General features: G+C 58.3%; 18 protein-coding genes and 7 pseudogenes. 13 read left to right on the top strand and 12 right to left on the bottom strand.

Going from position 1 to position 24,962, the window contains the following annotated elements; all coding sequences use genetic code 11:
• The first annotated feature begins 9 nt into the window (after positions 1 to 9).
• The 7 genes from DH08_RS17170 to virB11 are packed head-to-tail and all read left to right on the top strand — an operon-like array spanning position 10 to position 5,567.
• On the top strand, positions 10 to 693 hold the full coding sequence (locus DH08_RS17170; protein ID WP_192180417.1) for a TrbJ/VirB5 family protein: 684 nt from the start codon (positions 10 to 12) through the stop codon (positions 691 to 693).
• 58 nt (positions 694 to 751) lie between these two features.
• Positions 752 to 1,639, top strand: coding sequence for a type IV secretion system protein (locus DH08_RS17165; protein ID WP_192180416.1), 888 nt, complete (start codon positions 752 to 754; stop codon positions 1,637 to 1,639).
• Between the two features lie 24 nt (positions 1,640 to 1,663).
• Positions 1,664 to 1,822, top strand: a complete 159-nt coding sequence (locus tag DH08_RS17160) for a type IV secretion system lipoprotein VirB7 (protein WP_183465357.1) — start codon at positions 1,664 to 1,666, stop codon at positions 1,820 to 1,822.
• Positions 1,819 to 2,532: a type IV secretion system protein VirB8 gene (locus tag DH08_RS17155; RefSeq protein WP_192180415.1), complete on the top strand. Its 714-nt coding sequence runs from the start codon at positions 1,819 to 1,821 to the stop codon at positions 2,530 to 2,532. Before DH08_RS17160 ends, DH08_RS17155 begins: the two co-directional genes overlap by 4 nt.
• Complete coding sequence (locus DH08_RS17150) at positions 2,529 to 3,410, top strand: P-type conjugative transfer protein VirB9 (RefSeq protein ID WP_192180414.1); 882 nt, start codon at positions 2,529 to 2,531, stop codon at positions 3,408 to 3,410. Before DH08_RS17155 ends, DH08_RS17150 begins: the two co-directional genes overlap by 4 nt.
• Positions 3,407 to 4,543: a type IV secretion system protein VirB10 gene (virB10, locus tag DH08_RS17145; RefSeq protein ID WP_192180413.1), complete on the top strand. Its 1,137-nt coding sequence runs from the start codon at positions 3,407 to 3,409 to the stop codon at positions 4,541 to 4,543. Before DH08_RS17150 ends, virB10 begins: the two co-directional genes overlap by 4 nt.
• Entirely contained in the window at positions 4,527 to 5,567 is a 1,041-nt protein-coding gene (gene virB11, locus DH08_RS17140) for a P-type DNA transfer ATPase VirB11 (RefSeq protein ID WP_192180412.1), read from the top strand. The genes virB10 and virB11 overlap by 17 nt, the downstream gene beginning before the upstream one ends.
• Here virB11 and DH08_RS17135 read toward each other — a convergent pair.
• The 8 genes and pseudogenes from DH08_RS17135 to DH08_RS17105 form a co-directional block, all read right to left on the bottom strand.
• Entirely contained in the window at positions 5,564 to 6,553 is a 990-nt protein-coding gene (locus DH08_RS17135) for an IS481 family transposase (protein ID WP_192180411.1), read from the bottom strand. The genes virB11 and DH08_RS17135 overlap by 4 nt on opposite strands.
• A 228-nt stretch (positions 6,554 to 6,781) precedes the next feature.
• A complete protein-coding gene (locus DH08_RS36400; RefSeq protein WP_246800901.1) occupies positions 6,782 to 6,976 on the bottom strand; it encodes a hypothetical protein in 195 nt (64 codons plus the stop codon).
• 6 nt (positions 6,977 to 6,982) lie between these two features.
• On the bottom strand, positions 6,983 to 7,489 hold the full coding sequence (locus tag DH08_RS17130; RefSeq protein ID WP_246800900.1) for a recombinase family protein: 507 nt from the start codon (positions 7,487 to 7,489) through the stop codon (positions 6,983 to 6,985).
• Complete coding sequence (locus DH08_RS17125; RefSeq protein WP_192180410.1) at positions 7,473 to 7,787, bottom strand: hypothetical protein; 315 nt, start codon at positions 7,785 to 7,787, stop codon at positions 7,473 to 7,475. The genes DH08_RS17130 and DH08_RS17125 overlap by 17 nt, the downstream gene beginning before the upstream one ends.
• Before the next feature lie 169 nt (positions 7,788 to 7,956).
• Positions 7,957 to 8,622: pseudogene (locus DH08_RS17120) on the bottom strand (IS110 family transposase); the annotation flags it as partial.
• A gap of 576 nt (positions 8,623 to 9,198) precedes the next feature.
• Positions 9,199 to 11,706 carry a two-component system VirA-like sensor kinase gene (locus tag DH08_RS17115; RefSeq protein ID WP_192180409.1) on the bottom strand — a complete coding sequence of 836 codons (2,508 nt, stop codon included), beginning with the start codon at positions 11,704 to 11,706 and terminating at the stop codon, positions 9,199 to 9,201.
• 325 nt (positions 11,707 to 12,031) lie between these two features.
• Positions 12,032 to 13,777: a type IV secretion system ATPase VirD4 gene (gene virD4, locus DH08_RS17110; RefSeq protein WP_192180424.1), complete on the bottom strand. Its 1,746-nt coding sequence runs from the start codon at positions 13,775 to 13,777 to the stop codon at positions 12,032 to 12,034.
• Positions 13,778 to 14,110: 333 nt separating this feature from the next.
• A complete protein-coding gene (locus tag DH08_RS17105) occupies positions 14,111 to 14,659 on the bottom strand; it encodes a hypothetical protein (RefSeq protein ID WP_246800899.1) in 549 nt (182 codons plus the stop codon).
• Between the two features lie 381 nt (positions 14,660 to 15,040).
• On the opposite strand from DH08_RS17105, the pseudogene DH08_RS17100 reads away from it, so the two are divergent.
• Positions 15,041 to 16,109 (top strand): annotated as a pseudogene (locus tag DH08_RS17100) (IS110 family RNA-guided transposase).
• Between the two features lie 212 nt (positions 16,110 to 16,321).
• Here DH08_RS17100 and DH08_RS17095 read toward each other — a convergent pair.
• Positions 16,322 to 16,534: pseudogene (locus tag DH08_RS17095) on the bottom strand (transposase); the annotation flags it as partial.
• Positions 16,535 to 16,909: 375 nt separating this feature from the next.
• Here DH08_RS17095 and DH08_RS17090 point away from each other — a divergent pair.
• From DH08_RS17090 to DH08_RS17075, 4 genes and pseudogenes are all read left to right on the top strand, one after another.
• Entirely contained in the window at positions 16,910 to 17,056 is a 147-nt protein-coding gene (locus DH08_RS17090; protein ID WP_192180408.1) for a hypothetical protein, read from the top strand.
• Between the two features lie 99 nt (positions 17,057 to 17,155).
• Positions 17,156 to 17,476: a thioredoxin gene (gene trxA, locus DH08_RS17085; RefSeq protein WP_123170339.1), complete on the top strand. Its 321-nt coding sequence runs from the start codon at positions 17,156 to 17,158 to the stop codon at positions 17,474 to 17,476.
• A gap of 303 nt (positions 17,477 to 17,779) precedes the next feature.
• On the top strand, positions 17,780 to 23,242 hold the full coding sequence (locus DH08_RS17080; protein ID WP_246800898.1) for a shikimate kinase: 5,463 nt from the start codon (positions 17,780 to 17,782) through the stop codon (positions 23,240 to 23,242).
• A 295-nt stretch (positions 23,243 to 23,537) separates the two neighbouring features.
• A pseudogene (locus DH08_RS17075) lies at positions 23,538 to 23,669 on the top strand (IS6 family transposase); the annotation flags it as partial.
• Between the two features lie 253 nt (positions 23,670 to 23,922).
• Here the strand turns inward: DH08_RS17075 and DH08_RS37460 are convergent.
• Positions 23,923 to 24,099 carry a hypothetical protein gene (locus DH08_RS37460; protein WP_192180425.1) on the bottom strand — a complete coding sequence of 59 codons (177 nt, stop codon included), beginning with the start codon at positions 24,097 to 24,099 and terminating at the stop codon, positions 23,923 to 23,925.
• 191 nt (positions 24,100 to 24,290) lie between these two features.
• On the opposite strand from DH08_RS37460, the pseudogene DH08_RS36390 reads away from it, so the two are divergent.
• Positions 24,291 to 24,470: pseudogene (locus DH08_RS36390) on the top strand (hypothetical protein); the annotation flags it as partial.
• On the opposite strand, the pseudogene DH08_RS37455 reads toward DH08_RS36390, so the two are convergent.
• Together DH08_RS37455 and DH08_RS37450 are read right to left on the bottom strand one after the other, a co-directional pair.
• Positions 24,427 to 24,585, bottom strand: a pseudogene (locus tag DH08_RS37455) (toll/interleukin-1 receptor domain-containing protein); the annotation flags it as partial. The pseudogenes DH08_RS36390 and DH08_RS37455 sit on opposite strands and share 44 nt — an antisense overlap.
• Positions 24,566 to 24,652 (bottom strand): annotated as a pseudogene (locus tag DH08_RS37450) (toll/interleukin-1 receptor domain-containing protein); the annotation flags it as partial. The pseudogenes DH08_RS37450 and DH08_RS37455, both read right to left, overlap by 20 nt.
• Between the last annotated feature and the right edge of the window lie 310 nt (positions 24,653 to 24,962).

Below are 24,962 nucleotides of genomic sequence, written 5' to 3'. Positions count from 1 at the left end.
GGAAAATTCATGAAATTTGCCAAGCTTGCAGCAACGACGCTTGCTGCTTCCCTTCTGCTTCAGGGACAGGCCAGGTCGCAGTTTATCGTCAGCGACCCCCTAACAGAAACACAAGCGACCGCGACCGCGATTTCCACCGCAGCGATCCTTGAGAATGCGAGCGCGACACTCGCCAACACAATCAACATGGTGGATATGCTTACGTCGTCATTCGCTGTCGTGGGACTGTTAGGCTCACTTGACCAACGAAATCATTACCCGTCGAGCAATCAGCTAGAGAAGCAGATGTTTGACAGCCAGACGCCAGCTTCGAATATAGCGCGTCAGATTGCGCAGGAGCCAAATCGTAGCGTCATAGGCACCGACCTGGAGGCGGGACAGTTGCGGACTCAGATCGCCGGCGCTGCCAATGCTGCAGGTATTGCAGCTGAGAGTCTGGTTATGATGGACAAGCGCCTTCAGGAGAACACCCGCACTCTTGGCCAGCTTTCCCGCTCGCGAAATATTATGCAGGCCACCGTCACCAACGGTCTAGTTCTCAAGCACATCCATGATGCGATTATCCAAAATGCCCAGGCCACGAGCCTGCTGACGATGGCCACTGCACAAGCGAGCCTTCGCGCCGCAGAGGAGGCCGCGATGCAGCGTCGCGAACACCAGAAGACCGCTGGCATCTTTGGCATCCTCCCGTAAACGACGCTGAGTTCATCCGGTCCAGCTGCGCTGATCAGGAACAAATCAGGCTCACGCCATGACTTTCAGAATTGCCGCGCCATTCACGGCTATACACACGATCTTTGATCAGGCCTTTACGTTGGGGCTGCACAGAGTGCTTGAAAAAATCCAAGAGGCAGTCAGCGCGCCTCTGGTTGCGTGTGTCACGCTTTGGATAATAATCCAAGGCTGTCTGGTCATGCGTGGTCAAGTCGATGCGCGCGGGGGTATCTCGCGCGTAATCATGGTATCGATTGTCGTTGCCCTTATCTTAGGGCAGGCCAACTACCAGCAGTACATTGAATCTGTCTTCGACGACACGATTCCAAGGCTCGCTCATCAGATCAGTGGCAGCGACTTGCCCTTCATCGGTATCTCCCAGAAGCTCGACATCATGTTTGCTTCAACTCAGTATGCCCTTCAGGTGATTGCATCCGAAATTGGGCCTATGAATGGCCAGGACTTACTTGCTTTCCAGGGAGCGCAATGGATTTTCTACGGCGCGCTGTGGACAGCGTTCGAGATCTATGATGCCGTCGGAATTCTGACGAAGGTGCTCTTGGCGATCGGTCCCCTGGTTCTTGTAGGCTACCTTTTTGATCACACTCGAGACATAGCTACCAAATGGATCGGCCAACTGCTCTCGTATGGGCTGCTGCTTCTCCTCCTCAACATCGTTGCAACGATAGTTATCGCTGCCGAAGCAGCCTCGCTGACAGTCATGCTTGTGGTGATCAAAACCTCCGGTACGACAGCAGCCAAGATCATCGGCCTTTACGAACTCGACATGCTTTTCCTAGCTGGCGACGCTCTGATCGTCGCGCTTCCGACGATCGCCAGCAGCATAGCCGGCGGCTCTTGGGCAGGTGCGAACCAACCGCCTAGCAGCCTCACTCGCCACTTTGCCAAAACGGCGGGTGTTTAATCAATCGACTAGCGCGGTGCCAACATGAAATTTTGCCTAATTTTATCAATCCTAGCTTTGTCCGCGTGCAAGACAACTAGTGGGCTTGCGACCTGCGCTGGTGCGCCATTCCAACTGAATGTGGGACAATGGGAAACCACCCCTGAGGATCTTCAGGTCGAATGTGCGGAAGAGCCCAAGTGAAGTTTCCCGAACATGCCCTTCTGGTGGAGAGAGAAACGCTAGCCGCCCACTACAAGAAGGTGGAAGCGTTTCAAACTTCACGAGCGAAGTCTGCGCGGCGCCTGTCAAAGGCCCTCATAGCCTTTGCAGCCGCGGCGGTCCTAGGAAACGTTGCGCAGGCCTTCACTATCGCTGCCATGGTCCCGTTGGCCAAGCTCGTGCCTGTGTTCCTTTGGGTACGGCCGGACGGGACCGTTGACAGCGAAGTGTCAGTCTCTCGACTGCCGGCAACCCAAGACCGGGCTGTCATAAACGCTTCGCTGTGGGAATATGTGCGCCTGCGCGAGAGCTACACAGCAGATACAGCCCAATACGCCTATGATCTGGTATCCAGTTTCAGCGCACCGGCTGTGCGACAGGAATATCAAGATTTCTTCAATTACCCGAATTCCACCTCGCCGCAAGTCACAGTCGGCAAGCGCGGCAAGCTCGAGGTCGGGCACATTTCCTCAAATGACATCAGTCCGGACGTTCAACAGATCCGCTACCAACGTACGCTTATTATTGATGGGCAGATGCCGGTGGTGAGCAGTTGGACAGCGACCATCCGCTACGAACGCTTGACAGGCCTGCCTAGCCAATCGAGGCTGACCAATCCGGGAGGTCTACTCATCACTTCCTATCAAGCCTCGGAAGATAGCGTGTCAAACCTGGGGCAAGTGCAGCCATGACAACTAGAGCGTTTCTCGCGCTGGCCTGTTCACTTTTCTTAGCGACGGACGCGTGCGCGGAAGACACGCCTCTTGCCGGCAAACTTGATCCGCGAATGAGGTACTTGGCATACCGTCCCGACGAAGTGGTGCGCCTATCAACCGCAGTGGGGGCAACGCTGGTTGTTACATTCGGGGCTAACGAGACCGTCACAGCCGTAGCCGTTTCCAACAGCAAAGACCTGGCTGCGCTCCCGCGCGCTAATTATCTCTTTTTTAAGGCTAGCCGCATCCTCCCGCCCCAGCCGGTCATCGTGCTTGCCGAGAGTGAGTCCGGTACACGGAGATACGTCTTCAGCATTTCAACGAGAGCGATGCCAAAACTCGATGAGCAGCAACCTGACCTCTACTACAGTGTGCAGTTCACCTATCCTGGTGATGAGGCTGCTGCTCAGAGAAAGGACGCAGAAAGGCGCTCGATTCTTGGTCAGGCCCGAGCGAAAGTGCTGCATGAGCAGAGAGTTCAGGATTTGTTGAATCGGCCCGCCGCAACTGCCAGTCCGGACGAAAGCAATTTTCACTATGTCGCAAAGGGCGATCGATCGCTGGCGCCGCTGGAAGTTTTCGACAATGGCTTTACCACCGTATTTGGCTTCCCAAGCAATTCCCGCATACCCTCCCTCTACATCATTAATCCCGACGGCAAGGAAGCCGCCGCCAACTATGCAGTCAAAGGGGACTATGTCGAAGTATCCGCAGTCGCTCGGGAATGGCGTCTGAGAGACGGCAACACCGTATTATCCATTTTCAACAGGGCATACGACCCTGTGGGACGAGCGCCGGGTTCCGGCACAGTAAGACCCGACGTGTGGCGCGTTTTGAAAGAATCGGGCCGATGAAGGAAACAGGCCCATCGGGACATGATGTAGATGCGTCCGGATCGTTGATCTCCGAGCCGGCCCGCCGGCACGTTTCGGGACTGCAGAAGTTGGCCGTCGCTGGTCTTGTTCTGATATCATCTCTATCGCTCATCTGGCTTGGGGGACGTCCGGGCACAAAAGACGAACCACCGCCGCCGAAACCGCCAATTTTCCCGAATACCGAGCCGTTCCGTCCCGCGCCAATTAAGGTTGCTCCCGAACCTCCGGCACCCGTAGAGACGGCGCAAGTGACAGATCCTGCGCCAGCGCCGACGCCACTGACACCAGCTGATCCGCCGCCCGAGCAAACACCAATTTTTGCTTACAGCGGCAGCAGTCAACAGCCCGACAACGGTCACTTGCGCGACGACGCGCGTAAGGATGCTCCTGCGACCGAGGAGGAGATTTCCATCGGGAGCGATCTTTCAAGTCGAATGAAGGCGGATGTTCAGGAGCCAAGCCGGGCTATACTTTTGCCGCACCCTGATCTCGTGATTACTCAAGGAACTATCATCCCTTGCATTTTGCAAACAGCAATCGACACAAATCTGCCGGGCTATGTGAAGTGCGTCTTACCAAAAGACGTCCGCGGCGCCACCAACAACGTGGTGCTTTTGGATCGCGGCACGACCGTGATTGGCGAGATCCAGCGTGGTCTCCAACAGGGGGACGCGCGTGTCTTCGTGCTATGGACTCGCATCGAAACACCTGACCACGCCCTCGTTTCGATAGCATCGCCGGGCGCTGACGAGCTCGGCCGCTCCGGAATGCCTAGCACGGTGGATAATCACTTCTGGCAACGCTTTGGCGGAGCAATGCTCATGAGCGTCATTCAAGGCGCGTTTCAGGCGGCGGGTCAATACGCTGGCGGCTCAGGCGGAGGAACAGGCATCGACAGCTTCCAGAGCAATGGCGGGCAAGCCGTCGAGACGACTCTTAGGGCAACGGTCAACATTCCGCCAACCTTGAAGAAAAACCAGGGAGATGCTGTATCCATCTTTGTGGCCCGGGACCTCGATTTCTCAGATGTATACGATCTTAGAGCGACTGTCGTAGCGCCATCCCCCAAACATCGCCAACATCGGAGAGGTAACAATGCGATCGGAGGCTGACCCTCAACTGCGGTTACTTCTCGACCCCGTTCTGAAATGGCTTGAGGAGCCAGGGACCGAAGAGGTCGCTATCAATGGGCCTGGGGAAGCCTTTGTCCGACAGGCCGGCGTCTTTACGAAACATTCGCTGCCGCTCGGTTATGACGATCTGGAGGACATCGCGATCCTGGCGGGAGCGCTGCGCAAGCAAGATGTCGGACCGCAAAGCCCTCTCTGTGCGACTGAGTTGCCGAATGGAGAGCGGCTACAAGTCTGTTTGCCGCCCGCTGTTCCCTCAGGAACAGTAAGCCTGACGATACGGCGTCCTTCAAGTCGTGTGACTGAACTCAAGGAAGTTTCAACTCGCTACGAATACTCGCGTTGGAATCAATGGCGGTCACGAAAAGAGCGCCAAGCGCAGCAGGACGAAACGATTCTTCAGCACTACGACCATGGTGACTTGGAGCAATTCTTACGTGAGTGTGTTAGGGGGCGGCTCACGATGCTTCTTTGCGGACCCACTGGAAGTGGTAAAACTACGATGAGTAAGACTTTGATCAGCGCCATACCGCCGCAGGAAAGGCTGATAAGTATCGAGGACACGCTTGAACTTGCTATCCCGCACGAAAACCATGTGCGTTTGCTCTATCCAAAAGACCGAGCAGGCCTAGGTGCGGTGACGGCAGAGCAACTGTTGCAAGCTAGCTTGCGCATGCGGCCTGACCGAATATTGCTCGGCGAGATGCGCGACGATGCCGCTTGGGCCTACCTTAGCGAAGTCGTCTCCGGCCATGCGGGATCAATATCAACTATTCATGGTGCTGACCCCGTCCAAGCCTTCAAAAAGCTCTTTTCGCTCGTCAAGAGCAGTCCGCAAGGGGCGGCTGTGGAAGACCACACGCTCCTTGATATGCTGTCGGCTCCCATTGATGTCATTGTGCCGTTCCGTACCCATGGCGACGTGTATCAGGTGGGGGAGGTATGGCTCGCCGCCGATGCCCGGCGACGCGGAGAGACAGCAGCCGATCTTCTTAACAAGCACTAGATGTTCGGTCCCGCCATGTGATGGATTGGGTTTAGCCTGAACCTTTGCGGCTGCTCAGTCCAGATTTTGCAGATGTGCTCGAAGGGGGTTAGGCCGCTAAGGCTCTTCAGGCGTTTGGCGAAATTGTAGGCGTCGAGGAATGTTGCCAGGTGGGCACGCAGCTGATCATGGTTTTCATAGTAGTAGCGGCGCACGGTGGCTTCCTTGATCGTGCGGTTCATCCTTTTGACCTGACCATTCGTCCACGGATGGTTCGGCTTCGTCAGACGGTGCTCGATATCGTTGCGGGCGCAGGCCACGTCGAAGGAATGGGCTCGGAAGATTTCCTTGCGCTCGATCATCGCCCTGATCTCGGGGACGCTCCAGCTTGCGCCTCCGGGCACTGTGAAGTGAATGCCGTTGTCGGTGAGAACGGTGTGGATCTTGTAGGGCACCAGTTCGATTAGCTTGCGCAGGAAGTCGGCTGCAACACGCCTGGTGGCGCGTTCATGCAGTTCGGCGAAGGCGAACTTGCTTACTCGGTCGATGGCGACGAACATGTAGAGCTTGCCCTCCTCGGTCCAGACTTCGGCGATGTCGATATGGAAGTAGCCGATCGGGTAGGCCTTGAACTTCTTGCGCGGCTTGGCGCCTTCGACGCCTGCCAGGCGGCTGATGTCGTGGCGCTGGAACAGCCGATGCAGACTGGAACGGGTGAGATGAGGGACCGTGGCCTGGAGCGCATAGAGGCAATCGTCGAGCGGCAGCAGCGTGTGCCTGCGGAAGGCGACAACCAGCGCTTCCTCTTCCTTTGAGAGCACTGTCGAGCGCACATCCTTCGGACCCATCGGCGTGTCGGTGACGAAGTCGCGCTTCTTCCACTTCGTCACCGTCTTGGGGTTTATGCCGTAGCGTCCGCTCAATTCTTGGATCGAAGCTTTCGATCGCTGTATCGCAGCTCGGACCGCGTGAGTGGTCGTGGCGCTCCCGTGAAGTGTCTGTCCCATAGTCTGTCCTTGTCGATGGCGGCATCAACGCTACCATCACACTGTGGGACTGAACATCTAGACTAGCTGAGCGCTGAGCACGTCATGGGATCGATGAAATCGATTGTGATGTGACGGCGGCATTTTGTTTTGATTCAACGTCCACTTGACGGTACGCATACGACGAAGGCCGCATGATTGGCACACGCGCGTGCGCGTGGCGGGCTCTATGATGGCGTTGCGTGAAGGTCAGACGGCCTGCTGATTGGCGGGCTTGGCGGCTTCGCGCAAGCGCTTCCATTGCCAAGGCAGCGCTATCTGGTCACTGCGAAGCGATAAGAACACCTGGCGGATACTTTGCATTTCGGCAAAGCGGGTGAAGACCAACCCGATCGCCTCTCGCACACGCAGGTCTGGATCCATTTTGATCTTGTCGCGGCCCACTTTCATTTAGCCGACAGCTACCGTGAAGAAGAGCTCGCCCCGTCGTGCCTTCTGCTCCAAGGCTTCCATCGAACGGGCCCGCAGGAGCGACAGTTCGAGTTCGCTCATCGTCCCTTTCATGCCCAGCAATAACCGATCGTTTGGATGGCGTGGTTCATAGATTCCATCCTCATCGACAATCACCGTGCCAACCAGTCCGCAAAATTCGATCAGCGTGTGCCAGTCGCATCCATTGCGCGCCAGACGCGACACTTCGATCGCAAAAACGGCACCGACGCGGCCCTCACAGATCGCTGCCAACAGCTTCTCGAAGCCCGGAAGACTGACGCCCGACCCCGAGCGGCCAAGGTCGTCGTCGATGACTGTCACATCCGCCCAGCCAAGAGCACGGGCACGCTCGGCAAGTCCATATTGACGCCGCCGGCTCTCATGATTGTTGGCAAGCTGATCGACGGTGGATTGCCGAATGTAGATGAAGGCGCCGCGCGCCAGGTGGTCAGACGTGAACTTCATCGCCGGCCTCCGTCACTGCGGGTGTGCTGAGCGTTTCCGACAGCAGCGCGCTCACCAGTGGCAATAGCTTCGTCCGCTCGGACGCTGCTACCAGTACCGGTGGGGTCTTGGGCACGAAGAGATCGAATTGGCGATGACAGGGTTGCCGTTGCTTATGCTTGTCTCCTCCTTCGTGACGGGAATCGTCACGCAGCAAGGTTAGACAGGCATCGAGCTCAACACGAAGTTCGTGCAGATACGCCAGCGACAGACGGGGACGCTCCGTCATCATCATCGCCTCCGCTTGATCTTCCGTCATCCAGATCGGCAGATGCGCCAGGGTGTCGTCAGGCTGGCGGATGGTCAGACTGACCTCGTCACCACGACGATTGCGCCCGGCAACAGTAACCGTTTTCCCGTAACGGGGATGGAATCGGTAACGTATAATCGTCTCGCCAGACTGATAGCGGGTATTATGAAGCTGTTGCCCCGACCCCGGGTGTGCTCATCAATCTGCGGCAGACCTTGTCAGCGCGCGCGATCTTCAGCATCTCGCGATGGAGCTTGGTGAACTCGCTCCACAACGCCGTCCGCGCCGCCAGCATCGCACCAATCACTGTCTCCAGAGCGACGTGCCCTGCTGTCAGTTCCCGGATACGCGCCTCAAACCTTCCACGACTGATTTCTCCGACCTTCAGCCCGTAACCGCGCAGGATCCCGCGGATGCTCAGTTCGACGTCGAGAAGCTTGCCTTGGAGAAGCTTGCGTCCAACAAGAAGGGCTCGGCTATCCTTGCAAGTCACCGATTTGGCATGAACCGGGCGGTACCATCCCATCCGCAGTAGTTGGGCGATCCCGCGTGCATCTTTCCGGTCGGTCTTCACCGTCATAGCCGAGAGCGCCGCCTTCACGTGCCGTGTCTCGAGCAAAATCGCATCGCGTCCGGCGGCCACAAGCCCGGCATGCAGCCACTGCGATAACGGCCCAGCCTCGAGCCCAATGCGGATGACAGACAATTCCAGTTCGTCGAAATAGCGCACCAGTGCCTCCGGCGCGCTGGCGATCTTGACCTCGCGGATGATCCTTCCGGTCGCGTCCACAATGCACACGCTGCTCTCTTCCAGAGAGACATCGATTCCCACATAGTGTTCCATGGCTGTTCCTCTCATGATGCTCGGAGCCGATCGCTCGGACTCCGTTTCAACACCATCATTCTGAGGGACAGCCACCCAACCTGGCTATGCTCGCGAAGGCCGGCCCATTACGGCATCTAGAGCCATCACCCAGGAACACTTCCGGACCTGGGATATCGCTGGCCCGCTGGGCTGCGATAGCCGTATCGATCCGCATCGAGCATCGAGGATGCCGTAGCCGATGATGAAAGGACAGGAGAAAGTTGACTTGTATGGGGCGATGATTGTTAAGCCTGCTCCAGAGTCATTTCGTCAATCTCCTTTTTTGACCGACTGGGGACCATTTCCTTGTCACGACCGTACCTTCGCCTGGCGCCAGCGCGCAGAAGGATGGAGGGATGCGGGCTCCGTCCTTGACGAGCGTGGCGGCAGGCTGCCCGGGAGCCCTTTCCTGGGCTAAAGCCCACGACAGTGTTGGACGGGAACTTGCTGTGAGCCGGGTGTGCAGAGATCGCCGGACGAAGTCGTGTTCGGTGGATCCCAGCCTCCTCATTCGATTGCCTCGGTGGCCTTGTTAGCTTGAACGCGTCGGCGGCATTATCCCATCATCATCGTACGAATCGCATGGCCCATTGTCCTGAATGAGACCGGCTCGGGCAGACACAGGACGAACGTCTGATTATCAGATGGGATCGGCATGGGATCGGTGCCACCAATGACGATGATAGGCACCGTCATGAGGGTGGGGCACACTGTTTCGGCCTGTCCTCGCCCCAGGAAAGACGATTTATCGAAAATTAGGAGCTCGGCTGCCTTCCCACTCTCGATCCACTCGCAAAGACTTTCGAAGGTCGCGAAGCCAATCGGCTTATAACCCAGCGCGGCGATCCTGTCCTTGTAAATCTCCAACGCTGCTGAATCGGGCTCCACGACTGCAATGATTTCTCCGTTGCCGAGTGAACCATCGTATGGGCCGAAAGCGAGATCAGCTCTGACTGGCTCCTCCGCAGAGGCCGGTAAGTAGAGATCGAAGCGTGTACCTCGGCCAACAGCCGAGGTGACGTCAAGGCATCCTGCGAGCGCCCTCACATGGCGGTCCACTGCTGCAAGACCCAATCCAGTCCCGCCGACGCGAGAGCGCGTGGTAAAAAAGGGCTCGAAGATATGCGGTAGTACAGAACTTGCGATTCCTTGGCCATCGTCGCTGAGGGAGAGGAGAACGTAATCTCCCGGAGTCAAGGTGCCCTGAGCCAGGGGCCTCGTTCGACAGATGTGAGCGCGAGAAACGCTGACCTCGACACGACCCTCATTCAAGAGAGCCTCCGACGCGTTCTTGCACAGATTCATAAGGATCTGCTGAATCTCGCTTGGGCTGCCCTCGATCACCGTTTGCCACTCGTTGATCTTGAAGTTCAACTGAACATCCGCACGAACTGTAACCCGCAACAATGGCGCGAGATCCATTACAATCTCGGAGACATCGAAAGGCATCGTCACGCACTGCCGATTTCGACTTAATAACAAAATCTGTTCAATGATCAGCTTGGCTCGGTTACCGGCCAAGATGATTTGGTCGATGTGGCCCCGAGTTCTCGAGGGACGACGCACAAGACTTCTGGCTATCTCTGCGTAGCCCATTATAGCTCCTAAAATATTATTGAACTCATGTGCAACGCCGCTTGCGATTGTGCCGACAGCCCTCAGCCTTTCCGCATGCTCAAGCCTACTCTCAAGAAGGTTGCGTTCCGTCTGTATATGTTGCATTTCAAGATGATTGCTTAAACGCACAGTAGTGTCGGCCAGAACCCGGAGCTCGTCTGCGGATGGTACTGAGCGGTCTCTTTCAAAGACAACGATACAAACCGCGATCTGCTGATCGGAGACCCTGCAACCAACAATTTGACAAGAACCGGAAGTGCCGACCGCAGTCCGGACCACTTCCAGCGCGGGAACGACGCGAAAGACTGGCTGTCCTGCATGGACAAGTGAGACGACCTCATCGATTAACATGGCGCGCCAGACGACGCTCATGCGCGGATTGGCCACAAAGCACTCGGAAATCCTGCTGATACTCGGATCCACCAGAGCAAGCGCGCATTGATCCGCACCGAAAACGCGCTGGACGAGTCTAAGCGCTGCTTCGGTGGAGAAGCGGCGCGAGGCCTTCGTTGCTTGACGGCCGTTGAAGCAAGCTTCGATCTCACTCATTACCGCGCCAAGCTCCAACCGCCTTTCCAACCGGTTCGTCCGCACGTTCAGCCTGGAGGCTCGAAGGGTCGCAAACAGGCAAAGGCATATGGACAGCGAGCCAAAGAAAAGTCGTGTACGCTGCGCTTGCGCGCTGGCCAAGCTGTAATCTTTTAGATGTTCGCGCTCCAGTTCGGCGGCCTTGGCGAACGTGTCAGAGGATGCGATCCGATTGGCAGCGCGGTCCACTCTCGACAACGCGGACAGGATAGCGCGGCCCTTGCGGACAACATCCTCGGTGGCTTGGTCCTGGCTCGGAGGAAGTCGGCTGAGAGACTGATCGATCTGTGATGCGAGGCTGAATCCTAGTCTGGCCGAAAACTGAAGGATCAAATTGGAAAGTTCAAACCTGTTCGACGGTGTCCCCTCAAGGCGATTGGCCGAAAGAGCAAATCGTACGAGAGAGCTTTGTATAAGCTCATTTTGCGCCGCCGCGGCCGAGATGGCAGACTTTGTGATCTCGACGGACTGCTTGAGCTGTGCAAGCAAACTGGGGTCCCCTCTGGAGCTCTCATCGGGCGAAATCTCGACAAGGCGTTGCAAGTCTTCAACGTTCCTTTGCAATGCCTGTACCGTAGAAACAACGGAGCCGAAGTCCAATGCCATGCCGGTTCGAGCGCGGGCGACATCGCGCTGGAGCAATGCAGAGTTGATCTGAATCGTTCGCAGTTCAGTTAGGACCGCCTCGTTGATCTGGGGGTCCTGCCTCAGCATCGCGGCCAAGAGCCCAAACAAGGCTGCCAGCATGATTACAAAAACCGTTTGATCCGCGGTCCGCGTCTTCCGAAGGTCCGATATGAATTCTACCTCCTCATTGCTTTGGTGTGGGGCCGAATGCTGCTGGAACAAGAAAACCATGTGTATCTCTTGAGATCATTCGCCAATCGGCGAAGTGCAAACGTGTATGTTTGGACCGTTCTCTCGCTATATTTTAGCTGAGCCGCAGCGTGAGTGATCGCCTGATCAATAAGGTCCCGGTGTTCGCCGGACAGATGGGGATAGCGGGTAGCGTCGCGGGCGCCAGTCGCGACAGGATCGGCGCGGTGCGGCTCGGCCACGTGCTGCTCAAAACCCACTTGCCGGGCCTGGCCCGCTTGCCCCTCTTCCAAGCCATCGTCCTGCACCTGCGACAAAGCTGTTACACGGATGGATTACTATTTCTCGGGCCCATACTAGCCTCACATCAAACTGTATCGTCAAAGTCCTGCGCCAATTCACGCAGCGGGTCATCGAGTTGAGATTCTGCGGAGAGCCCCTCGTCTGCTATCGTCAAGGGTACCGGCTCCGGGAGGGCGCCTGTCTGGCTTTCAAAGATGCGTTTCAGAATGCGATCCGAAAAATATCGCACCTTCCTCAATTGCAATGGTGGCAGACCTTTGATGAGAACGATCTCGTACTCGTCATTGAGCAGCCGCACCTGTTCGGGACGCAACAGCGGTGCACCCTGATGTGACTTCTGAATGTTCAAATCGAACCTTCGCGCCTGACTGTAGGAAATCGATTGGGCTTGAAACGTGTATTCACCGATTGCTTTGGAAATATAGTTCGGAGTCTCGTCATCGGCCGTGGCCATGAACACTTGCAGACCGGTATTGCTGAGAAAATTCTGCTTGCCAGCCTCGCCATAGGCCCCCGTCAGTGCCGAGAGACTTTGGATGATGAGCATGAAGCGACCCTTGTAGCCCGCGATGGTCGTAATTGCGGTCTCGATCGCCTCCAGCTTGCCCAAGTGCTTGAATTCATCGAGCAGAAAGAGAACTTCGTGCTTTTCATCTCGGCGAGCCAGCGACCGCTGTAGAATTGAAACGACTTGCTGAAAGAACAGGCGTATTAAAGGCGCGACCACCTCAAGATCGTTCGGACCAACGCAAAGATAGATGCACGTTCTGCGACGGCGAAGATCATAGACCGAGAAATCCGAGCGACTTGTCGCCGCCTTTACAGCGGGATCCGCCCACAATTTGAGCCCACCATCGCCAAGCACGGACGTGTAGGAGGTTAGGATCTTTGTATCGTTCCCCGCCATGTCGTCGAAGATGCGTTGTGCCTCTTTGTTCCGGGTCTCCATGGCAAGTCGCGCGAAGAGCTTAAACTTTTCCCCCGGCTGGGCGAAGAGATCATAGACGGCGCCTATTGTTGGCGTGCCCCGCTCGATACAGGCGAGGATGCCCGCGACAAATAAATCTCGCGCGCCGTTGACGAAACCTTCCGCGCCCTCCCCCTTCGCCGTAATTAGGTTTGCGGCCAAGCGACGTGCCTCGGTGAATTGCTGCTGTGGAGACAGCGCTATAAGGTCCGACAGCGGATTATAGCAATTCGTGCGCCGCTCCGAATCCAGCGGCGCAAATTTGAATACCTCGTCGCCGGCGGCCTGGCGCGCCCTCGAGGTGAGCTCAAAAAGCTCCCCCTTGACGTCGAGAGCTATCACTGAGCCTTTGAACGTAAGTAGCGTTGGAATGACTATGCCGACACCCTTACCAGCACGGGTCGGTGCAACGATAAGGCTATGAGGCTGCTCGCCATTGGTCAGGTAGTGGCCAGGCCAGAAAGGACCACTCGACTTGCCAAATACCGGGCCTGTCACACCACGGTATCGTCGTAGATAACCTGCGCGTCGCATTTCATCCACCCGCGCCCAGCGCGCCGTCCCGTGATGTTCGAGGTTGCGCCGTGTTGCGATCTGCTGAATCAGCAAGACGACCACGGACGTTGAGAGCAAGATAGCTGTGCCCCGATAGAAGACGGGGGTTGCGAAACCCAGATAGAAGGGCGTCTCAAACCAAAAGGCACGGACGTCAAACGTCATCAACGCCTCGCCGCTACCCCCGTGGCGGAACGTTGTGTACAGACTTGCCGCGCAGAAGCCCAAGGCGAGCGAGCACGCGATGCTAAGAGCTATGTTGGGGGGCGTTGCTTTTGTTGAAGTCATCGTTCGGTAGCTAATGCTGAGCTTGCTTTCAGACACCGAACCGACATCACGCGATGCAGCCGCTCGACAGGTCGATGCGGGACCGGTGGATGCGAAACTTAGCATCGGCACCCCAGCAAATGGGGATTTGAAAGTCACGCACCGAAGAAAATGAACGGAAATTGGAGGGAGAGAGCGTCACTGTGCCATGGTCAAGACCTCAGCGGCCCAAGTTCGTTCGATCTCTGCTTCTGGAGGAAGCCATTAGGTCTCCTCGGGCGTGATCGTAGGCGTCGCTTATGGACTGCGCGACGTTGCCACCCTGCAACAGCTGTTCATGCGACGTTTGCGGTCCTACTGTATCACGGGCTGTGCGGCATTTTGTGCGGTCGCCTTGACCATGAGGTCCTGGCCAGGATGAGCGGCCAATTCCATGGCCTGCTCAAAAATGCGAGATTTATTCTGCTCATTGAACTTACCAAAGTCTTTCGCCACAAACATAACTCCAAGAGCTTGCTCCATTGGGTCCCTGTTGCCGATGCGATTAACACGAGCAGTCTGGTTCTGGGGCCCTAAAAAATGGCCCACATTACTAGCCGCTCTGACTCTGTCGACCAGATCGTTGGCTGATCGCCCGAGCTGGTTGTTGCGCCTATCAAATCTGCTGAGATCAGATTCTTGCCCGGGTGCAACGCCCTGAACTGCACGGCGCGCTTGCCTCTCCGCGGATTTGAAGCTCCCAAGATCGCGTGCTGTATCGCGCGGGTTAGCGGTTACTAACCGTTCTGCAACATTGGTCAGGGGTCCGTCTGGAAGGTCAAGGTTGTTACGGCGTTCCTCGGCCCTCATCCCGTCGCTAGAAGAACTTCCAGCTGCACGTGCCCGTTTGCTATGGCGATCCATTGCTCGGCCTCCAAAGTCGTTTCTCTACCCCATGAGATTACCACCGACGCTTGATCTGCTAAACCAATATGGTGTTACAGTTGTAGTCTCGCAGAGCTTCTCCCAGCTCTCTGGGTCACGCCGTGAGCCGTAACCGGGTCAGGTTTTCCGGGCGGAGGGGGTTTGCGGCGAGCGCGTTCGTGATTCACCATGTGCCGACGCTACGGCCGACTTCGCCTGGAGGCCTGTCTCTCGCCGAGCTCCGCTGGCTGTCTGCTGCGCTGTTCAACGAAATGCCCGGTCCTCAAGGCCGGGTCGATAGCCTTGAGATCGACAACCAGAACTGAACGTGCCTCCAATATTCAAGTCCAAACCGCCTCTTCTACGCGCCGCCTGACCCCAGTGAAATTACCTTTCTCACAGAGGACACGGAACAAACCCAGGCCGGCAACGGTGTTTGGGACCGATATTGGCAAGAACCTTTTCCACGTCGTTGGGCTCGACGCCGCCGGAATGCCGATCCAAAAGGCGACGTTTCGGCGAGATACACTCTTGCAGTTCTTCGAACGCGCCGGGCCGGCTCTGGTGGGGATGGAAGCCTGCTCCGGCTCGCAATGGTTGGCACGCAAGATCGCCGCGATGGGGCATACCGTCCGCATTATTCCGGCTCAATTCGTCAAGCCTTATGTAAAGTCCAACAAAAGTGACATCATCGATGCCGCGGCGATCGCGGAAGCAGTGACGCGACCAACAATGCGCTTCGTCGAGATACGGTCGCCTGAACACATTGACCTGCAAGCGCTGCATCGTGTTTGCGATAGGATGATTTCGCAACGGACGTGCCTCATAAATCAGATGCGCGCTTTTTGCCTGGAATATGGGATCGCTATTCACCAGGGCGCCGGCAAGTTCAAGGCTGATCTGCCGAGGGTTTTGGCAGATGAATCGAATGATCTAACGTCGGCTATGCGTCGCATTCTTGCATCTACATTCGACGAGCTGCGGCAGCTGGAGCTGCGGATTGCTGAAGTCAACCGAGATTGAGGCGATTACCTCTCAAAGCGATACCGCACGTCGATTAATGACTATCCCGGGCATTGGTCCACTCGCGGCGACGGCGCTTTTGGCAGCAGCTGGATCTGCCCGGCAGTTCAAAAAGGCCTGCGATATGGCAGCTTGGCTGGGTCTTGTTCCCAGAGAATACTCTACGGGAGGCAAAACGAAGCTGTTGGGGATAAGCAAGCGCGGGAACCGATATCTGCGCCGGATGATCATCCATGGCGTCCGCTCCTGCGTGACACATCTTGATCGCTCGCGATATCACCTTGGCGCCTGACTTGATGCACTTCAGGCACGCATGCACACTAACAAGGTCACCGTCGCCTTGGCGGCCAAGATTGCGCGGATCGCATGGGTAGTGATGACTAAGCCCGGCGCAAGCTACGAACGGCGGGATCCGGCCTTTAGCTGATCCCGTTTGTTCCAGACTGCGAGGCTCGTGAAAGTGATGACGAGCAGTCGATCGGCGCGCCGTAAGCCCTGTCCAAAAAAGCGGGTTGTGAGCCCGGACCATTTATCTGGGAACGGCACGCGCGGATCTCATCATGGCCTGGCCGCAACAGCGGCTCACTTGCAAGAGGCCGGATACATTTGTGCAGACTGCATCGTCCTGATCGAAACGACCCTTGCATGGGCGGGGCGGGTCATACATTTTTTGGAAAGCAGCTCGCGAAGGGCGGCCGCGTCGAGCATCTGCTCGGCCAGAAGCTTCTTCAGCTTCGCGTTCTCCTCTTCCAAGGCCCTCAGCCGCTTCGCCTCGGAAACGTCCATGCCGCCGAATTTGGCCTTCCAATTGTAGATCGTCGCTTCGGAGATCCCATGCTTGGGAGCCAGGTCCAGCATGTCCGATCTATCCACATTACAAGTGCAACCCGTTTCGACGTTGACGCTTCAGAATTTTGGATCTTCATTAAAGGACGCGCTCCAATCGGCGCATTCGATATTGAACGGGGGTCCATTTGCCGCTCGGAAAACTTACATCATCTCACTCGGGTCTCAGTCAAAGTGGAAACAGCGTTCGGCTATCACGTGAACTGAGTGCGCTTCTGGACATTAATGCAGACGACTATGCACCGATCGACGATCCGATTCTGTTTCTGGAATCTCGTGAACGTCGGCTTATAGCATTGCTAAGAGCTGTTAAGTCCCGAGATGAAAAACAAACGAAAAAAATTGCAGCTGAGTATCCAGGTTTATTGAAGGATCGCTTACATGGCCGATGATGATATGTCCGACGTCGAGAATCCGGGGTTTCTGCTGACGAAGTCGATGCTTCCGCTAGACGATTGTCAGCGCTTCGACTCAACGCAAATCGACGCTCCGACGCCGCCAGACTTCCTTCGAACGACGACCTTTTGATTGCGGTCAAGGATACCACACTTAGTCGTATCAAGAACATCTACATAGTGTCGTTGGATTTGAAAGGTTCATTCACGTCACTTGCTCAAAGGAGCAGCCATGGCTACCGTGAAAGTCGATATCAATAACTTCCAGTCGGAAGTTCTGGAATCCGCGGCACCCGTCGTCGTCGATTTCTGGGCCGAATGGTGCGATCCCTGCAAGATGATTGCTCCGAGCCTCGAGGAAATCTCCGTCGAGATGGAAGGCAAGATCAAGGTCGCCAAGCTCAACATCGATGAAAACCCGGAACTCGCCGCCCAATTGGGCGTGCGCTCCATTCCGACGCTCGCGATCTTCAAGGGCGGCGAAGTGGCCGATTTCTCGGTCGGCGCCAAAACGAAGACAGCTCTTTTAAACTGGATTTCGAACGCTGCCTGATCGGATATCGCTCAATCTGTACCGCGATGAAAAGACCGTAGATTCGCCCCGTAAAGCGGTAGGGTTTCATAGTGATTTATGGGCGTTTTGTACAGGGCTCAGCCCTTTGAGCTTCAGCCTGATGTCGGAGCGATCGAGTGGCGAAGAAGCTTTTCATTGCGGCGTTGTCGAGGCAGTTGCCGTTGCGTGAATGCTGCGGCTTTCAAGCATGCCGTTGCAGGCTCGCGTGACCGCACTCAAACCAATGATGCCCTGTTGTTGACAGGCTTTAGGCGACGCGTTTTGCTGGATCGGAGAGGGAATATGGGCAGCACCGGAGAGCTGGTCGGACAAGCAGGGCGTCCTGATAGCGAAGGAGGCCCGCACCGCATCTCCGACGCAATGTCGGACCAGCAGAAGACGCGCGAAGCGACGCTTGCCATCGCCGGCGCGGTGGTTGCCCGCGACGGCAATCTCGACGGATTTTCGGATCCAGAGTTGGCCGATTTGGTGAACGGCTTCAGCAGATGGCCGGACCAGCAGAAGACGCGTGAAGCGACGCTTGCCATCGCCGGCGCGGTGGTTGCCCGCGACGGCAATCTCGACGGATTTTCGGATCCAGAGTTGGCCGATTTGGTGAACGGCTTCAGCAGATGGCCGGACCAGCAGAAGACGCGTGAAGCGACGCTTGCCATCGCCGGCGCGGTGGTTGCCCGCGACGGCAATCTCGACGGATTTTCGGATCCAGAGTTGGCCGATTTGGTGAACGGCTTCAGCAGATGGCCGGACCAGCAGAAGACGCGTGAAGCGACGCTTGCCATCGCCGGCGCGGTGGTTGCCCGCGACGGCAATCTCGACGGATTTTCGGATCCAGAGTTGGCCGATTTGGTGAACGGCTTCAGCAGATGGCCGGACCAGCAGAAGACGCGTGAAGCGACGGTTGCCATCGCCGGCGCGGTGGTTGCCCGCGACGGCAATCTCGACAGATTCTCGGATCAAGAATTGGCCAATCTGGTGAACGGTTTCGGCAAGTGGCCGGAAGAAGAAAAAGCACGCAAGGCGATCGTTGCCATCGCTGGCGAGCTCGGTTCCAAGGGCCGTCGCTTCAGTACTTTCAGCACGCCTGCGCTAGTCAGGATCGCCAACGGTCTGTCGCGGGGTATCGAGGAGGGAGAGACCGCCGGCGAGGTCGCCGAACCCGCCTTGCTGAAGGACCGGCTGCATCAGCTGGCGCACTACCTCCAATATGCCGAGGATCGGCTGCAGCAGGCCGATGTCCATGCCATCGCGAGTATATTCAAGGCGTTGGGCAAGGCGCAGTTGTTGGACGATCTCGGTGCGCTGGCACAGCCGGGGCTGGACAGGCTCGAGGTGTTACGTGCCGCTCCCGGGTTTAAGCTCGACAACAACCTCGAGACGATGGGCAATCTTTGCGCCTCCCTGCTGCCACTAGCTCGCAGCCCGAAGCCGGTGTTGCGCTGGCACCGCAGGTCGGCGCTGAACCTGCTCAACGCCATCCAGCCGGTGGTGGAACACAAGATCGATGCCCATCTCAAACCAGGCCAGGCCGAGCGCACCAGCGGCGCCAATGCAAGCCGCTCCCCGGCGCTTTCGATCTATCAGGTGCTCAAGACCCGGGCGGTGCTGGAGACGCTCTACCGGCGGCCCTATGTCGAGGGCGACGAGCTCGCCTTGCAGGCCAGGCAGGAAGAGCTGCACGGCAAGACCAGGCAGATCCTGGACAGTGCCCGCGCCCTCATCTACGCCGACCTTTCCTACATGAGCTGGAACGTGATCGCCGAGATCGAGGCGAAGGAGCCGCTCGAAGCGCTCGACACCTTCATGGCGCAGAACGCATCGATGATCCAGGCCCAGCATGCAGCCGCCAGCTTCGATGTCCATCGGGTCCTTCAGGCCATGGACCACGAGCCGAGACCGCCGCAAGGCGATGCCGGACTGATGCGGCTGCCGGTGGTCGACATGCAAGGCCGGCCGCTGGCCAGCGAAGCCGAGTTGCGCTATTCCATTTTCCACCGCTTGACCTCGGGCGCGGTGAAGGTGGTGGCGGTGCAGCTAAAGGGAACTCCGACTGGCGCCATGGTGACACGCACGTTCACCGTGGAGGGCGTGCCCTACCGCATGGACCTGTTCGGCGGCAGCAAACTGAAGCCGCCGCAAAAGAGCCTGAACCAGCTCGCCTCTCACCTGCCCTTCGCGGCCGAAGAGGCCCCAAGCGGCAAGCTTTTGGCGATCCCCTATGCCGAGACGGCTCCGGGTACGGCCTTTGAGCAGCTGTCGCGAGCCTGGGCGCCGTTCAAGGAAGCCTATTACTATACCCAGCGCCGCGGATTTGCCGCGCCGCCGGGCATCCCCGACGTTGGCCCGCATGATTATGCGCTGGAAGGGTGCTTCAAGCTGTCCCTTCTGCCCGACCGCCCCGCAGGCGCAGTGCATCCCTTCCGGTTCGAGGGGCGAGACGGCGAGATCGCCTTGCGGCCGCATGACGGCTGCGGCTTCATCAGGGCCTCACTGGCCGAGCGCATGCCGGCCATTGCCCGGGCTCGCCACGACGCTCCCGAGCGGATGCCTGCCTATGCCGATAAAAGGCAATCGGCGGTACCGCCCCAGGCGCTGCAACATTATCCGCGCAGCGTCGAGGTGGCACAGGAGACCCGCGAGAAGGCTCTGGCTTGGCTCGAAACCCATCAAAGCCTCACCACCGAGGAGCTGTTCCGGACGGTCACGGGCGGGCATATCGAGGGTTCGAGCGCTATCGCCGTGCCGTCCAGCGACGAATGCCTGCATGTGCCGACGGGCAAGAGCAAGACCTTGACCCATGACGCTGGCGTGCTTGTCGGACGCTCCCCCTACGACAAGCCCAACCTGCGCCCGTTCGCCGCCGACCGGGTCAGGTCGGCGCGCGATGGCGATCGGACCGCGGCGTTCCTGGATCGGTGCGTGGCCTTCCAATACAGCTTCAACGTCGCGCACAGGTCGGGGGCTGGGCTTGCCGCCGACGATCCGACCTTCTTTGCCAAAGGCGTCTTGATCGTTGTGCCCGACGAAATGTGGCCGGCGGACTTCGCAGAGCGCGGGGTGGTGATGTCCGCCGAGGACGTAAAGTGCCATTCGCGCTGGCTGGAGGAAAAGGATCGGGTCAAGGCCGACACCGCGCTCGAGTGCGTCGGCATCCTGCAGGCGACGGAGGTGTTCGCGCCCGGCTCTTTGGTTGCGGTTCCGAGCGCCGAACAAAAAATGCTCGACGGCGATTTTGACGGCGACGCCGTCGTCATCATCGGCGACCAGCCTCGCCTTTACGAGCATGTGCGCCAGTTCGACGCGCAGCTGCAGGCGCGCGGCATCGCCTCGATGAAGCCGCCGAAGTCGCACACGCCGGCCGTTGAGAAAGGCAGCTACCAGTTCAGCCGGTCCAAGCAGATCCTGTCGGCCACCGGGCCGGTGCTGGAGACCTATAGCTGCCTGCAGCGCAACGTGCTGGCGCAGCCGCTGGAGGCGCAACGCTGGTTTGCCGAGCGTGCCATCTTCGGCACCTACGAGGGCATTCATCAAGAGCTCAAGGCCGACATCCGCGCACTGTTGCAGGAAGATCGGCCGGATGGCCAGACCCTCCATGAGCTCATCGCCAGGGCGAGGGAAGACAGCAAGGCCGCCAGGCATCCGGTGGCCTGCGAACTGGCCGCGTTGCTAGTGGCCGAGCTCCAGGACTGGAACCTGCAGCTCAATAGCGAGCCGGCTCATGAGCAGTCGGACGTCAAGCAGCAGTTTGCGCGATACGTGGCCTCAACCGGCGCGAAGCCTGCCGTCAGCGCCGACGCCGGCGCGCTCTTCCCGAAACTCAGCGAATCCTATCCGGCAACCGCTGACGCCAGGAAGCGCATCGACTTCCTGCTCAACCACTACCAGCCGCGCATTGATCCGCGGCCCGACGGCTACAACCCGGACGATCTGCATGAAAGCGCCATCAATCTGTTGAGCGTCGGCATCAAGGTCGGCACGGACGCCTACAAGTCCGATACCGGTGCGCGGGTGTTCATGAAAAAAACCGCTGAATTGCAGCGGCTCTTGGAGCGGAGGCCGGGCTTCAAGCCGGCGCCCTATGTCAAGGCGCAGGCGGCAAAGCTCCACCAGGGCCGGTTCGACGTCGATGGCAGCCTGGCGGATCTGAAGGACAACCCCACGCTAGCGGCCTCGGTCATGGAGGCCTCGATCAGACTCGCCGTCGAAAAGCGCATCCTGCCCAGCGCCTTAGCAATCTCGGCCGACGACGACCCCGCCAGTAGGATAACGCTGAGCAGCGAACAGGCCCTGGAGCGCGCCAGGCTCGAAGCCGCCCCCGCCGAAGCGCAAGAAAGCGCGATTACCGAAACTGTGCATGCGGTTGCCGAGCTTTTGCGGCAGGACGGCATCGAGGTTAAGGTGCCGCATCTTGACCAACGGTCGCGCGGGCAGGTCTGGATAGCCGACGAGTTGACCGGCCAGAGCGTGAGCGCGGCGCCGGAGGCCCAACTGGTCACCGATGCCGTGCGCCATGTCTTCGAGATCCCGGACGAGGCTTTTACGCGCGCCTTCAGGAAGGCGGCACTGGCCTTCGAGGAGCGGGACTGCAGCGAGGTCGAGACCACCAACTGGTTCATCAGGATGGACACGCCGCGGTTACGCGGCGTTCACACGGCGTTCAGAACCGCGCAGAACTATCGCTTCGAGGTCGAGTTCCATACGCCGGCCAGTTACCGGGCCGAGCTCGCGCAGCGCGCGCAGAGCGAATGCGAGCCGGTCCCCATTCCCCGTGGTGCCTGGGAGATATTACACTGGGGCTCGTCAGGAGAAAGCAGGTCGAGGGCGGCAGGGACCTCCAGGTGGCTCACCGTCGCAAGACAACAGATTGCGGTCGCTCGCTCGCCGCAAGCCGGCGAGATCCTCGCGGCCCTCGGTACGCGGCCGGTCGTGCTCGTCGGCATGCCGGCGAGCGGCAAGTCGACCATCGGCCCCCAGCTTGCCAAGGAGCTGGGGGTGCAGTTTGTCGACATCGATAAGCTTATCGTCAAAGGGCACGGCAATATTAAGGATATCTTCGAGCGCAGTGGCGAGCTGTACTTCAGGGAGCTGGAGGCTAGAGAGCTCGCCGAACAGCTGAAGAAAGGGCCCATGGTCATCGCAACCGGCGGCGGCGGCTTTGTCAAGCAGCACAATCGAGACCTGATCCGCGAGAAGGCGGTGTCGATCTGGCTCAATACTGACCTGCAAGAGATCGGCAGGCGCCTCGACGTGCAAGAGCGCCTCACGGGCGACACCGGCCGGCCGCTGCTGCAAGGCCCCGACAAAAAACAGCAGCTCGAAAACATGTTCGAAAAGCGCGGGCCAGACTACCAACAGGCCGATATCAGGGTGGTCCCGCCCTTTAAAAAAGACAAGAAGAACGCCAGCACTTGCGTGAAGGAGCTCTACGCTTTCCTGTGCAGCAGGGAGAGAGAAGCCGCCCTGACGCCCGCTGCCGAGATATCAGATGTCTCCGGTGCTTCCGGCACCGGCATCAGCATGTCCCCAACAGCGCAGCGCATGCACGATGATCATCACAACGGCTACGATTGCGGGGGCGGCGTCGTGGAAACCATCCAGGCGCCGGCGGCACCATTGAGTGAAGGGGAACGACCGCCGCCCCTCGACACCCTCACCGCCGACCCGCAGCCTTTGCTGGCCGGCAATAACGCACGAGCGGATTTAGCTTCTTCCACGAGAAGCAGAGAACGCTCAAGTCGAGGACGATAAGCTTTAGGCGGCAACAATCAAGGGTTCTTTCGCAGGTTTGGTGAAGGGTGCGGGTTCGCGCCGAATGCTAATAAAAGTGAGAATTGCATGCATAAAGTCGTGAGAAGCCTGGTGGCCGAGTTGATCCGGCCTGGATGACACAGGAGGATTCGCCGCACAAAGACGAACCGCCGGTGCCGGGTCGCGAGCCAAATCCTGGTGATAGACCGGGAAGGATCAGCTCCGAGTCTAAACGGCATCGTCAACTTAATGAAGCGTGGATACTGATGTGTGCGATGACAGGCTATGACAGAGCGTGACCCACTCTACCGCCGCGCCATCGCTTCCCGAGATCATCGCCCATGCTGTCTGGCTGTATTTCCGGTTTCCTCTCGGTTTGCGAATGGTCGAGGACTTGCTGGCGGCACGAGGGATTATTGTCTCGCATTAGACAGTCCGGCTTTGGGGAGAGTGCAAATTCCGAGGCATGTCGCCCCCTTGTTCCGAGAATTAGCCGCCCCCTTGCTCCGAGATGATGTCGCCCCCTGATTGGGGTGTTTGTCGGGAGGGGGTCCTCTGGTGACGTTCGTCCTTTCAGGTGTGCTGAGAGGGAGGAACGCAATGCCAGCGGAGAGATTGAAGATGCGGCGTGTCCGCGAGATTTTGAGACACAGATTTGGAGACAGGTAATTTCACTGGGGTCAGGCGGCGCGTAGAAGAGGCGGTTTGGGCTTGAATATTGGAGGCACGGTCAGTTCTGGTTGTCGGAAAGGCGCCCGCAGCCGGTTGCGAAGTTCGCCATTGATCTCCGCCGCCCGGACCTGCATGAGCATATGCGCACCGTGAAGCGACCAGCGCATCTGCTGTTTCTTGACCATACGTTTCCCGACGACTGAGTTGACCGCCGACTCGGCGAGAGTGGTGGCGACGCGAAGCCCGGCCCGGTAGCGCTTTCCATAGTTGACGATCGGCCGCGGTTCGAACGGACGTAGGTGAGGAGCTGCTCCCCGAGGCTGTGAAGCCGTGCGATCGAAACCGCGACTTCCTTCAGTCTTGCTAGAAGGGGCCGGAAGTCCTTCGCAAACCCCGGCATGGCCGGGAGAGCGTGCGAGCCCTTTGGTCGCGCGTGCCGCCTGCGCTGCAATTGACGAATGTTTTTCGCACAGCCACGGGTCGTCAGATGTGTCCTGGTCGACCTCGCGGCTTACGAGGCTCCGTAGCTCATGCTGGGTCCAGTTCCGGGAAATGAAAGCCGGACTGACAACGACGATGCCAAACCTCGAGTTCGCGATCCCGCGGTCGATCTGCTGCGAGATGCTGTCCCCCGAGCTCGAGGGAAAACTCGTCGTACCACACAGCGACACCAAGCTTGCGTAGCGCCTCGGCGAGCGGCCGCACAAAGGTAGCCTTGTCCGGCGAAGCGTGGCTAATAAATACATCGGGCTTTTCGCGATCCGTCTCGATCGCCGTTCGGCGTTACGAACGCCTCCGCGCACTTCGCTCGATTGCCGATAGCGCTGCCAAATTAGTCAGCGTTTTTGCGGCAGCGTACCACGAAACGTTGCGCCCGGGCACTACCGCGGAGGGGCCCGATCGAACGAAGATCTTGCTCAGCGCTTGGCTGCCCCGCTGGAGTCTAACGTGCGCCACGAACTATTGATCATGTGTCTTGCCTGCCTCGACGTTTCGAGAAAACGACGAGTAATCAATCCAGAAATCGCGCGCGACATGGCCATAGGGT

This window comes from Mesorhizobium amorphae (genome assembly GCF_014843845.1).
GTDB lineage: Bacteria > Pseudomonadota > Alphaproteobacteria > Rhizobiales > Rhizobiaceae > Mesorhizobium > Mesorhizobium amorphae_A.
Note: the sequence above shows the minus strand (reverse complement) of the source record. Positions and strands in the feature narration are given on the sequence as shown.